The sequence below is a fragment of the Pirellulales bacterium genome (genome assembly GCA_035656635.1).
GTDB lineage: Bacteria > Planctomycetota > Planctomycetia > Pirellulales > JADZDJ01 > DATJYL01.
Map to the genome: position 1 here is coordinate 1 of DASRSD010000182.1, position 13100 is coordinate 13100.

At 54.5% G+C, this 13100-nt stretch carries 9 protein-coding genes; 6 read left to right on the forward strand and 3 right to left on the reverse strand.

Annotation, left to right across the window (positions count from 1 at the left end; translation table 11 throughout):
* The first annotated feature begins 443 nt into the window (after positions 1-443).
* The 6 genes from VFE46_18795 to VFE46_18820 all read left to right on the forward strand — a co-directional run bounded on the left by VFE46_18795 (position 444) and on the right by VFE46_18820 (position 9007).
* Positions 444-3047 carry a DPP IV N-terminal domain-containing protein gene (locus VFE46_18795; GenBank protein ID HZZ30052.1) on the forward strand — a complete coding sequence of 868 codons (2604 nt, stop codon included), beginning with the start codon at positions 444-446 and terminating at the stop codon, positions 3045-3047.
* A complete protein-coding gene (locus tag VFE46_18800) occupies positions 3044-3541 on the forward strand; it encodes a glutathione peroxidase (GenBank protein ID HZZ30053.1) in 498 nt (165 codons plus the stop codon). The genes VFE46_18795 and VFE46_18800 overlap by 4 nt, the downstream gene beginning before the upstream one ends.
* A gap of 239 nt (positions 3542-3780) precedes the next feature.
* Positions 3781-5907, forward strand: coding sequence for a squalene--hopene cyclase (shc, locus tag VFE46_18805; protein ID HZZ30054.1), 2127 nt, complete (start codon positions 3781-3783; stop codon positions 5905-5907).
* 56 nt (positions 5908-5963) lie between these two features.
* The gene (hpnH, locus tag VFE46_18810; GenBank protein HZZ30055.1) at positions 5964-7211 is read left to right on the forward strand and encodes an adenosyl-hopene transferase HpnH; all 1248 of its coding nucleotides are present in this window, start codon (positions 5964-5966) and stop codon (positions 7209-7211) included.
* Positions 7212-7319: 108 nt separating this feature from the next.
* Positions 7320-8132 carry a site-2 protease family protein gene (locus tag VFE46_18815; protein HZZ30056.1) on the forward strand — a complete coding sequence of 271 codons (813 nt, stop codon included), beginning with the start codon at positions 7320-7322 and terminating at the stop codon, positions 8130-8132.
* A gap of 8 nt (positions 8133-8140) precedes the next feature.
* Positions 8141-9007: a hypothetical protein gene (locus VFE46_18820; GenBank protein ID HZZ30057.1), complete on the forward strand. Its 867-nt coding sequence runs from the start codon at positions 8141-8143 to the stop codon at positions 9005-9007.
* Between the two features lie 721 nt (positions 9008-9728).
* On the opposite strand, the gene VFE46_18825 is transcribed toward VFE46_18820, so the two are convergent.
* The 3 genes from VFE46_18825 to VFE46_18835 form a co-directional block, all read right to left on the reverse strand.
* On the reverse strand, positions 9729-10811 hold the full coding sequence (locus VFE46_18825; protein ID HZZ30058.1) for an Mrp/NBP35 family ATP-binding protein: 1083 nt from the start codon (positions 10809-10811) through the stop codon (positions 9729-9731).
* A gap of 111 nt (positions 10812-10922) precedes the next feature.
* Positions 10923-11366 carry a hypothetical protein gene (locus VFE46_18830; GenBank protein HZZ30059.1) on the reverse strand — a complete coding sequence of 148 codons (444 nt, stop codon included), beginning with the start codon at positions 11364-11366 and terminating at the stop codon, positions 10923-10925.
* The gene (locus VFE46_18835) at positions 11363-12826 is read right to left on the reverse strand and encodes a helix-turn-helix domain-containing protein (protein ID HZZ30060.1); all 1464 of its coding nucleotides are present in this window, start codon (positions 12824-12826) and stop codon (positions 11363-11365) included. Before VFE46_18835 ends, VFE46_18830 begins: the two co-directional genes overlap by 4 nt.
* Positions 12827-13100: the final 274 nt, after the last annotated feature.

Genomic DNA, 13100 nt, shown 5'->3' on the forward strand with positions numbered 1-13100 from the left:
CCGCATTGTAGCCGAGGGGCGGGGCGAAAGAATAACCCCGAACAGCCCCGGCCTTGTCCGCCAATTCACTTCTGCACGGAAATTCAGGATGCTATCCGAAAAATCAAGATGGCTCACGCCTCCGTGTATTCGCCCCATTCAGCCCTCGGTGTTGTAGATCGCCTCGCAGTCACAAAATGCAACCGAGTTCTGCGCGAGAATGTGGGGCCTCCTTGCAGCGCGCAAAACTCGAAGTGGTTGCGGCCCTTCAACATCGGGCCGGAACCTCTGGGATGTGCCAGGCAAAATTACCCTGGGCCGCTCCGCCTTTGGCGCAGGTGGGCCGTTATACTAGGCATATTCGCGTCTGCCAGACGCAGGAGCATCGGGCCGTCTCTCGTTGGGCCATCCATCGTTCTGCCCTGTTCTTTTTGTTGTTTCTTGCCAAGTAAAGTGGAATTGCCATGTCGAATCATCGCTGCTGGAAAGCTTTGTTGATTGTCTCGCTGTGCGCCTTGTGGGCTGCGCCCATTTCGGCCTGGGCCCAAGGCTCGAAAGACGATTACGAGCGGGCGCAATCGCTGCAGCAGCGGACCCGGGGTAAAGTTTATGCCGACCGGATCACGGCCAACTGGCTCAACGACGGCAAGCAATTTTGGTATGTCGTGAAAACAGGGCCCAACCAGCAGCACTGGGTTTTGGTCGATGCCGAAAAAGGCCAGCGCCGCGAGGCGTTTGATCACAAAAAAATGGCCGCCGCTTTGTCGGAGGCCGGCGGCAAAAAGTTTTCCGCCGATAATCTGCCGATCACGTCGTTCAATCTGTCCGCCGATTTAACCACAGCCCATTTTTCCGCCTTGGGCAAGCGCTGGCAGTGCGATTTGGCCGACTACAAGCTGAAAGAGGCGGGCGCATCGGAAGAGGAACATTCCACCGTTACGGTTTTGGATCGGCCCCGGCCTTCGCAAAGCGACGGACCCAATACGACCGTGCGGTTTGTCAACCGCACGCCCGGCACGATCAAATTAGTGTGGATTGACGCCAGCGGCGAGCGCTCGGAATACGGCGCCATCGAGCCGAACAAAGATTTCGAGCAAAACACGTATGCGGGGCACGTTTGGGTAGCGCTCGATGCGAATGATCGACCCATGGGCATTTTCCAAGCCACGGAAAAGCCGGGCGTGGCCATTGTCGATGGCTCCAATCGTTTTGCCGGCGCTGGCCGCGGCGGCTTTCGAGGCCGGCGGGGCGGCGGACCGCCCGATGGCCGCGCTCTCTCGCCCGATGGCAAGTGGCGCGCGGATATTCAAGATCACAATCTGATCGTTCACGGCGTCGGCACGGACGAAAATATCAAGTTGACGACCGACGGCACGGCCGACGATCCTTATGTGGCCCGCTATTATTGGTCGCCCGATTCGAAGTATTTGGCAGCCATTCAAGAAAAAGTGGGGGAGAACCGGCAAATTCATTTCATCGAGTCGTCGCCCCGCGATCAGGTGCAGCCCAAATTGCACACCCTCGATTATGCCAAGCCGGGGGACAAACTTCCCGTGGCCCGGCCCCGGCTGTTCGACATTGCCGGCCGCAAGCAAATTGCGGTTTCCGAAGAGCTGTTTCCTAATGCCTGGAGCATTACCGACGTGCATTGGCAGCCCGACTCTAAGCGTTTCATGTTTTTATACAACCAGCGTGGGCATCAAGTGCTGCGGATTATGGGCGTGGATGCGGCCAGCGGCGAAGCGAAAGCCATTGTCGACGAACACAGCGACACGTTTATCGATTACGCCGACAAGCAGTTCTCGCAATATTTGGACGACACCCACGAACTGATTTGGATGTCAGAGCGCGACGGCTGGAATCATCTGTATTTGTACAACGTCGACAGCGGCGAAGTGAAAAAACAAATTACCCGCGGACCGTGGGTGGTGCGCGCCGTCGATTATGTCGATACTGCCAAACGGCAAATTTGGTTTCGGGCCGGCGGCATTCATGCCGAGCAGGACCCGTACTACGTGCACTTTTGTCGGGTGAATTTTGACGGCACCGATTTGGTCGTATTGACAGCAGGCGATGGAACGCATGAAGTGGATTTTTCGCCCGATCGGCGGTTCTTGGTCGACACGTACTCCCGGGTCGACATGCCGCCAGTGACGGAATTGCGCCGCTGCGAAAACGGCAGCCTGGTTTGCTCGTTGGAACGCGCCGATTGGACGGCGCTCCTGGATACCGGCTGGCGGCCGCCGGAACGGTTTGTGGCCAAGGGACGCGACGGCCAAGCCGACATTTACGGCATCATTCACCGGCCGACGAAGTTCGATCCGGAGAAAAAATATCCGGTGATCGAGAAAATTTACGCGGGGCCGCAAGGGGCATTTGTGCCTAAGAATTTCGCGCCTTACTACGAGGGCCAGGCGATGGCCGAATTGGGCTTCATCGTGGTCCAAATCGACGGCATGGGCACGAACCTGCGCTCCAAGGCCTTTCACAATGTGTGCTGGAAAAATTTAGGGGACGCCGGCTTTCCCGATCGCATATTGTGGATGAAGGCTGCCGCCGAAAAATATCCAGAAATGGATTTAACCCGCATCGGCATTTATGGCACTTCCGCGGGCGGGCAAAGTGCGCTGCGGGCCCTACTGGCCGATGGCAATTTTTACAAGGCGGCCGTGGCCGATAGCGGCTGCCACGACAACCGCATGGATAAAGTGTGGTGGAACGAACTGTGGATGGGCTGGCCCCTGGGGCCGGAATACGCCGAGCAATCGAACGTGACTCAGGCCAAAAACCTCAAGGGCAAGCTGCTGCTGATCGTGGGGGAGGAGGATACCAACGTCGATCCTACTTCGACCATGCAAGTGGTCAACGCGCTCATCAAAGCCGACAAAGATTTTGAACTCCTCGTGGTGCCCGGCGCCAATCACGGCGTGGGGGCCAGCACCCCGTACGGCGTTCGCCGAACCCGCGATTTTTTCGTGCGTAGCCTGTTGAATAAAGAACCGCGCTGGGTAAATCAAACGTCGACGTCCAACGAAGCAAATTCCGAAAACGATCCGCCTACATCATGAATATATACGACATTGAAGTCGTTGCCATCGATGGTCGCCAGCAAACACTGGCCGACTTTCGCGGACAATCTTTATTGATTGTCAACGTGGCCAGCCGTTGTGGGTTTACGCCGCAGTACGCCGGACTGGAATCTCTTTACCGGCAATACAAAAACCGAGGCTTTAGCGTGCTGGGGTTTCCATGCGATCAGTTTGGTCATCAAGAGCCAGGCAGCGAAGCAGAAATCCAACAGTTTTGCACGGCCAAGTACGAAGTCAGCTTTCCTCTCTTTGCAAAAATAGAAGTGAACGGCCCGGGAACACACCCTCTGTACCAGTTTTTGAAAGGCGAAAAATCGGGCATTCTAGGCACGGCGGCCATTAAATGGAATTTCACCAAGTTTCTCCTGAACCGACAGGGCGAAGTGATCCAAAGATACGCACCGGTCACCACGCCCGATAAAATCACCGTCGATATTGAACAGCTGCTGCAATCAAATAGTACTCATGCTTGACTTGTGAGTAGAGCACCCATGAGCTTCCAGCTCAGAATCTGACATCCGGCCTGATACTCCCTAAAGTTTAATGCTGCCACCGCAAAGTCGATGCAGACTTTTCAACTTATCGGCCACAACATGCCAATTCCAGCGAATGCTGCCTTTGGTCTTGTATCAACGCTGGCAATGACGTAATCTTTTACCCCGTCGAGTGTTACCGGATTCTACCAACCGCGAGTCAAGGAAGACCGTTCGTCATGTTGCACCAGTCGCATCCGGCGAGCACCACGGGCTCAGCGTCAATTGTTGGCCCTGAGCCATCCGATTCCGTTCTGTCGCTGCCTGCTCAATCATCGTTTGCGCATCCGCTTTCAGCACAACCATCTGCCACTAATCTGCGCCAGGCAATTTTCCGCACTCAACAGTGGCTGTTAACTCAGCAGCATCCGGACGGATTTTGGGTCGGCGAGTTGGAAGGCGACAGCATTTTGGAAAGCGAGTTTCTTCTGCTGTTGGCATTTTTGGGCGAAGAATATTCGCCCTTAGCCAAAAAGTGTGCGAATCATTTGCTCGATAAGCAAGCATCTGCTGGCGGCTGGACGCAATACCCTGGCGGACCAATCGATATCAGCGCCAGTGTGAAAGCTTATTTTGCACTGAAGCTTACTGGTCACGACCCGGCTGCCAAATACATGCAGCGTGCTCAAGCAGCCATTCTAGCCGGCGGTGGCGCGGATGCCGTGAATAGCTTTACGCGGTTTTATTTGGCGCTATTGGGTCAAATTCCTTACGAAGCTTGTCCCAATGTTCCGCCAGAATTCGTATTGCTGCCATCATGGTTCCCGGTAAATCTATATTCGATTAGCGCCTGGTCGCGGACTATTTTGGTACCGCTTTCGATCATCTCGGCGTTTCAGCCCGTTCGGAAAATCGAGCCGGAACGCAGCATTCGCGAACTATTTCTACAAGATCCGCTTTCTTGGCCATATCCGCGCTGTCCTGGTCTGAACTCAGGCAAACGGTTGCTAAGTTGGGATCGCTTCTTTCATCTCACTGACAAAACTTTCAAATATTTGCAGCGCCACGGTTTGACGCCGCTACGAAGAATTGCAGTTAATGTGGCTAAACGATGGATGTTTGAACGCTTTAACCATAGCGACGGGCTAGGCGCTATTTTCCCACCAATGGTTTGGGCGATTGTCGCACTGCGCGCGCTTGGTTACGACGACAAACACTCAGAAATGCAGTATTGCCGGCAGCGACTATGGGATTTGGTGATCGAAAACGAAGATTCCGCCCGGCTTCAACCGTGCAAATCGCCAGTATGGGATACCGCCCTCACCTTGCGGGCTTTAATTGCCAGCGGACTGGGTGGCCAGGATGCGGCTGTGGAGCGCGGCATTCATTGGCTATTGGCGCAGGAAATTCGCACTCTAGGTGATTGGTCTCGAAGCGTGAAATCGCAGCCTGGAGGTTGGTGTTTCGAATTCGTGAATGCCTTTTATCCCGACTTGGACGACACTGCAATGGTTCTGATGTCACTACAGGAGTCATACAACACTTCGCAGTATGGCGAGCCTGCGCTGCCGCCAAACTTGCGTTTGATTGCCGACGCAACCGTTCCTGCCATGCCTGATGCCCGTCGCCATGCACTGTTGCGCGATGACATTTCCGGTGCTGTGCAGCGGGGCATGCAATGGATGTTAGCTTTGCAAAATCGAGACGGCGGTTGGGGTGCATTCGATCGAGACAACACTGCGGAATTCCTATGCCATGTGCCGTTCGCAGACCACAACGCCATGATCGATCCCAGTTCTCCCGATCTAGCCGGCCGCGTTCTGGAATCGCTGGCCGGCTCCGGCCGCCGAGTAGGAGACGATGCAGTTGATCGGGCGGTCGCTTACCTGCGGCGAGCTCAGGAAGCCGATGGCAGTTGGTTCGGCCGCTGGGGCGTTAATTACATTTACGGGACGTGGCAAGCGCTGACAGGCCTGGCTGCCGTTAGAGTGCCACATGACGACCCGGCCATTGTCGCTGGAGCTCAATGGCTCATCGCGCACCAGCAACCTTCAGGTGGCTGGGGTGAATCGGCCAACAGTTACGCTCAATCATATTTGCGCGGACAGGGGCGTGAAACCGCTTCACAAACTGCTTGGGCAGTGCTGGGCTTGATTGCAACTGGCCGGTTTGATCATCCGGTCACTTTGCGAGGCATTCACTTTTTGCTCGCGCAACAAAACGCAGATGGCACCTGGCACGAAACCGAGTTCACTGGCACCGGCTTTCCGCAAGTGTTTTATCTGCGCTATCACTATTACCGCATTTATTTTCCGCTAATGGCCCTAGCTCGCTGGACCAAAGCGGCAGGCGAAGTTCAGCACTAACGTGTAACTGCTGATTCCTATTTGTATCCCTACTGGTTACTGAATACTGCTCTCCAATGGCTGTGCCAATTTCACAAATGTGGACGGTTGCCTCATATGTGCTGTGGAACAAGCTGCGCGGGCAAAAGCGGTATCCCTTGGTGTTAATGCTGGAACCACTCATGCGTTGTAACCTGGCTTGCGCAGGCTGTGGGAAAATCCAGCACCCGCCCGAAATCTTGCGGCGACAGCTCTCGCCCGAGCAATGTTTTCAGGCAGCCGAGGAATGCCGCGCGCCCATCGTTTCGATTCCCGGCGGCGAGCCGCTATTACACCCGCAAATCGACCAAATTGTGGCCGGATTGGTGTCCCGGCGCAAGTACGTCTACTTGTGCACCAATGCGATCAAGCTGGAAGAATCGCTGCCAAAGTTCACGCCTTCAAAGTATTTTTCGTTCTCGATCCACTTGGACGGACCGCGCGAAGAACACGACGCTGCCGTTTGCCGCGACGGCATTTACGACCTGGCAGTGAACGCAATTCGCGCTGCCGTGGCGGCCGGTTTCCGTGTGACCACGAATACAACTCTGTTTAACGACGCGAATCCTCAGCGACTGCGCGAATTTTTTAACACCATGATGGACCTGGGCGTAGAAGGAATGATGATTTCTCCTGGCTATCGCTACGCCAAGGCGCCCAACCAGGATCATTTTTTACCTCGGCAGCAGACTGTGCATCTGTTTCAACGCCTGTTGGATAAAGCTCCGCGAAAGTGGCGGTTCAACCACTCACCGCTGTTTTTAGAATTTCTGCGGGGCCAGTGGAAACTAGAATGCACGCCCTGGGGTAACCCTACCTATAACGTGTTTGGCTGGCAGAAACCCTGCTACTTGTTGGATGATGGCTACACGCAAACATTCCAGGAATTGCTTGACACGACGGATTGGGGCGCCTACGGCCGCGCTAGCGGCAATCCGCGCTGCCAGGATTGCATGGTCCACTGCGGTTACGAACCAACGGCGGTGAGTGAAACATTTGGCTCATTGCGCGGTATGTGGGCGGCCGCAAGGTCGGTCCTTTTTGGAATGCAACCGCTTCGGCAGCCATTGGCTGTTCGAGCTAGTCCTGAACAACCGGTCGAACCGTTGCTTCCTCTTTTGTCAACAGCATCATCCGGAAAAACTGCGTGTCAGAGCAACGGATGCAAACCGATCGAGTCCAATTTCATTCCCAGTTCGGCATTGCTTCCTATTATGCCCACTACCGGACAAGATCCGTTGGACGATAAATCTTGCACGGATCCGGCACTCACGTTCCTCCGGTGATTCCGTCCGGCATCTGCTAAAATCATCGGCAGTTGTTATGATCGAGCCAGTCTGCGAGTTGGTGCTTTTGGCTCAATGCGCTGCTGTTTGTAACCTTGGAACGCTTTCATGTTGCTCGCCGAACCGCCGTCCAACCCCTGGGATTTGCACTTCCAGTTGCTCGGCATTCCGGTACGCATTACCCCCTGGTTTTGGCTGGCGAACATTGTACTCGGGTGGGATTTCGCTCATCAATTTGCCGGACCAGGAACCGGTTTGAATATGGGCACGGCACTGTTAATTTGGACCGCCGCAGTGCTGGTTTCGATCACCGTACACGAATTCGGTCATGCCCTAACTTACCGGACATTCGGTGTTCCATGTCACGTGGTGTTATATCACTTTGGCGGGTTGGCGATTTCAGGCCAATCCTTCGGCAGCTTTGGCAATCGGCGCGGCGAAGATCCGAAACGGCAAATCCTGATTTCTGTTGCTGGTCCCCTCGCCCAATTATTGTTGGCCGTAGCGGTGGCTAGTGTTTTTCATGTTGGCGGTTTTCAAATCGACAATCCGTTGCCGTTTTTCCATCAACTCGATTTTTTGGAAGATGGAAAGCCGCTCTCGTCAGTCGCCCTAAGGGTTTTTGAAGATTCGCTGATGTGGTGCAGCGTATGGTGGGCGTTGTTAAACTTATTGCCGGTCTATCCGCTGGATGGCGGAAGAATTTCTCGAGAAGTGCTGACGTTAATCCATCCGCGGGAAGGAATCCGTTTTTCGCTGATACTTTCCATCGCTGCGGCTGCCGGCGTGGCGCTGTGGGCTTTGCAAAGAGAACACAACACCATGTTGGCCTTGATGTTCGGCATGCTGGCGTATTCAAGCTTCATGACATTACAGGCATACCTGGGGCGCGGTGGTGGTTTCGGCGGAGGTTGGCGGTAAGTAATGTTGTGGCTCAACTCGAATCTACAGCGAGAATAAACGTCGCAACCTTTCCTATGCTCTCGGATAGCAAACTTCCGAATCCAACGTCATACCGCAGCGATCTATCCTGCCGCGTCATATTGCTGGGAGCCAGCAATCTCATGCGCGGCATTTCGACCGTCGTGGAAACTGCGCAAATTGTTTGCCGGCAGCCGTTGCAAATAATTACCGCCGCAGGCTTGGGGCGATCTTACGGAATCGAAAGTCGAGTGCTGGGCCGAACGCTTCCGGGCATCATCCATTGTTCGCTCTGGGAATCGCTTTCGATGCAAGCTCCCATCCCTACTTTTGCCTTGATCACTGACGTCGGAAATGACATTCTTTATGGTGTAGAAGTACCGCAAATTGTGGACTGGGTGAAAAGGACAATCGAACGTTTGCAGCGGGTCCAAGCGCAGATTTCCATGACCTTGTTACCACCGATCGACCCGTCGAACTTAAGCTCAGCCCGCTTTCATTTCTTTCGGACTCTTTTCTTCCCCAATTGTCGTCTGAAACGGGATGAGGTAGTTATACGAGCCCAGCAGCTACACAATCAGCTATTTGAATTGAGACATTCGCACGGGATCCGCACGATAGAACAAAGCCGCCAATGGTACGCATGGGATCCCATCCACATTCGTCGCCGACAATGGCGGTATGCCTGGCACAATATATTATCGGCCTGGAATGGCAAAACCGAAGAATCGCCGGCATTGGCTCGTGGTTCATTAGGGCGCTGGCTGTATTTACAAACTCGGCAGCCCTACGAACGCTCTTTCTGGAGTTTGCAACAGCGCCGCGAGCAACCATCGGCGAAGCTTCGTAATGGAACGACCGTCTCGTTTTACTAACGCTTCGCGATACAAGTGGCATCACACAGGTGAGAATCATCTTAATGCAGAATTGTTTTTGGACGCCATTTTATAAATTTACTCGCGACAAAGGCGCACAGCGATTTGGTTGCAGCGCGACTCAGTAAAAACTTTTTGTAATCTGCTCTTGACATTTTTTTTTGAAGATTGAAAAGATTTTTTTAAATTGGTGTTGCATTTTTCTTTGCAATGCCTACAACTAGGGAAGATGTGATGGAAGGTGCGAAGAATTTAGGATGGTGTGGTGGTGGCAAATCGAGATGAATTGCACGCCACTTCGACGCACGCTATTCATCATGGTTGGTTGTGTCGTTGATGAGTCGCTTGCCGATTAGCCGTCGAGGACGGCGGGCAAATGTTCTCCCAACGATTTATTTACGGAGGACGTACTGTGGCCAAGAAGAAGAAGGCTGCCAAGAAGTCAGCCAAGAAGAAGGCGAAGAAGAAGAAGAGGTAGTTTCGCCTCGCAGTGTCGCCCGCACGTTAGTTGCCGGCGCATGCTGCTCTTCTTTCCAGACCCGACGAGAAAGAGCCGCGGGGATCGGCACGCCGATCTTCGCGGCTCTAGCGTTTTATATACCAACCATTTTGGTGGTATGAGCTACTGGGCTGTAATCAGCCAAATCTTTACTGTTCCGGCAGTTATGTCGATTTCATCCCTGGGTAGAAACGCATGCCTTCAAAGGACGCTCAACTTATTTCACAATACCGACAGCGATGGCAACGGCGGCGCCATCTGATGCTGTTCTGCCCAGTTCTTCACCAGCCGATAGTAAATCGTCGTCAGATGCAACGCGCTAGCCGGGTCCTCAAAGTTCGCAATCGTCCGCCCTTCGTCACCGTTCACTCGAATCGGAATGTTGATTGGTACTTCTCCCAGAAATGGAATCCGCAATTCTTCGGCTCGCCGTTTAGCACCGCCATGACCAAAAATATCGTACCGCTTGCCGCAGTCAGGGCAAATGAAGTAGCTCATATTCTCCACCATGCCCAGCACCGGAATGTTGACCTTGCGAAACATGGCAATCGCTTTCACGGCGTCCAATAACGCGACATCCTGCGGCGTGCATACGACCACCGCGCCAGAAAGCGGTAACAGTTGCGAAAGCGTCAAAGCGATATCGCCGGTGCCCGGCGGCATGTCAATGATTAAGTAATCAAGCTCGCCCCAGGCTGTGTCTCGCAGCAACTGCGTAATGGCTCCATGCAACATCGGGCCGCGCCATACCACTGCCTCGCCGGCCGGCACGAAGAAACCCATCGAAATGACTTTCATCCCCGCAACTTCAAAGGCCTTGATTTTATTTTCGCCGGCGCGTTCCGGCTGACCTTGCAAACCCAATATATGCGGAATGCTGGGACCATACACGTCGGCATCGAGCAGTCCGACTTGGCAGCCGCTGCGGGCTAATCCCAAGGCCAAGCTGGCGGCAATCGTACTCTTTCCGACGCCTCCCTTGCCCGAACCAACGGCAATAACACTTTTCGCTGCCAGGCCGATGCTCCCCAATTTTTGCGGAGGGCGTACATGAACCGCCAGCTTCACGCTCACGGCCTTCAATTGTGGAAAACGGCTGCGCAGCAACTCTTCCAGAGCGGCTTTCGTTTCCTGCCATAGCGGCGCGGAATGCGTTGTGAGGCCCAGTGTCAGCGATAGCGTTTCTCCGTTGAGTTGTACCTCGCGCACCTGCTCCATTTGAACAACGCTGCGGCCCGTCTCGGGATCTTTAAATTCATTGAGAACCGCCATCACGGCGGTTTGGTCGATGGGGCCAACGGACATGCGAAAACCTCAATTTAAATGGTTGCATGTATTGGAACTCATGCATCCTAATGCTGGCAACCCCTGCCAATTTCAAGATTTTTTAGCAATTCTGTAAACTGCACAGCACAATCAGTCGCCCCAGGGCAGGCTGCCAAGAATTTGATCTTCCAGCGAGGGTGCCTCATTACCGTGCAAAGCTTCGCCGATTGCAGAAGCAGCTCGGCGTCGGACAAGATCAACCACTTCGCCGATTCGACGTGTGGAAGAAACAAAGTGAACCGCGCCCGCTTCCCGGACAACTTCCTCCCACGCCGCCAGGCTTCGTGTTGAAAACACCATCGGCACGGTTTGCGGAAACTCATCACCTAAACGCCTCAAGGCCGCTTGAATTTCGTCTGCCCGTTCCAGCGTTAGCTCCAGGGCCACAATGGCTGCCGTTGCGCCCTGCAACCGCTCCCACACTTCGTCCAGGCGACGCGTTTCAATCAGTGAAATGCTTGGCGGCAACAAGGGGCCAAGAATCGCGGCCCAATCGCCCGTCGTTTCGCAAATGATGAATGGCATTCGGTTCATGGCGACGCATCCTCCTCGCCGACATCCAATCCCAACTGCTCCATCCGACGGTACAAGCGCGGCCGGGTCATCCCCAGCAATCGGGCAGCCTGGCTTTTGTTTCCCTTTGCCTGTCGCAGGGCCCGATCGATCAATTCGCTTTCTACTCGGGCCATAAATTTTTCCAAGTCGATCGATTCCGGCGACTGACGCGAGAAACGCACCGCTTCAGCCGCTAATCGCAATTGCTTGGGCAAGTCGCCGGGTGTTATTTCAAAACCTTCCGCTTGGGCAAAGGCCTGGCGGGTGATCGTGGCCAATTCGTCTGCCTGGCGGGGCCAATCGTATAACACCAGACGATCCATCGCTTCCAGCTTGAAGCCGCGCAGTTGCTTGCCCCCTTGAGCATTCAAATCTTCCAAAAACATTTGCGCCAACAGCGGAATATCTTCGCGCCGATCAGCCAGCGGCGGCAATTGGATAACCAGCGTGCTTAGCCGCTGGGCCAAATCAGCACGTAAGTTTCCCCGCTCTGAAACTGATTCCAACAACTCCCGTGATGTCGAAATAACCCGTAAATTCGGCGGAACTTCAGCGAACCAGCGATTAAACTCCGGCTGAATTTCGGGCGCTAATTGATCAACATCGGCCAACAATAACGTTGAAACCGGGCCGCTCAATGCCCGTCGGCAGCGGTTGCTTAAAGCAGCGACGGTTGACCAGAGCAACTCCGGCGGCAACACGGAACAAGAAACTGGAACAAACGCCCCCAACGGATTTTCGGCCTTTGAATCCGTAACACTCTCGTCCTGGCCAGTGCCCTGGTCGCATAAATTCGGATGCTGCTGAGCTGTGGCGGCATGGATAGCCCGTGCTACGTGCTGTCGACCAATGCCAGGCGAGCCAACGATCAACACGGTTCCCTTTCCACTGCTGGCCAATTTAATTTGTTCGCGCACCCGAACCATAGCCGGACTTTGACCAACCAACCGTTCCGCATGATGCCAACGGGCTGTTTCACTGCGAAACCGTCGGATCGAATCGTGCAACCGGCGCGATTCGTGCCCGTCTCTCTGTTGCACTTCGTCCGAAGATTGGTCGTCGGTCGACAAAGCTCCGTCGCGAACAATCACCAGTACGCCAACCCATCGCTCACCTTCTCCGGCCAGGGGGATAAAATCTGCCCGCCGCTGTTCAAGGCGTCCTGCGACGGTTTGCCGGCAAATTGTGCCGGTGCTCTTTTGCCCATGAAATGCCTCCGGCGGTGGACACAAGGAATCGACAAGCGCCGCGGGTGGATTCGCATCGCCCGATTGGTATCGGCACACTCGGCCCAATACATCACCTGCAACCACCTCCAGCCAATCGCAGGCGGCTTGGTTCGCAAATACAATGCGGCGCTGCTCATCCAGCAAATATAAGGGTTCGCTTACTTCGGCGAACAACCGGAGCAATTCGTGGCTGGAAGTGCGGCCGGACATCGAGATGAACCTACGGATTGAAACGTGGGGAGTGGCGGCGAGAACAAAACTGACGGAAAGGCCTTACAACTATTTTATCCTATGGTGACAACTGCTTGTCGCCGCCAACGGGTAGCTTAATCTGGTCAACCATCGATTCCATTTGTAGAGGCTTGGCTTCCGGGTCCGTTTCTGGTGGGATTTCCTCCCGCAGCCAGAGCGGCATGCCACAGTATCCCGCGGCTTAACTCTGCGAACTCGTCTGGCGCGACGAGGAATTGCTGGCGCGTATGAC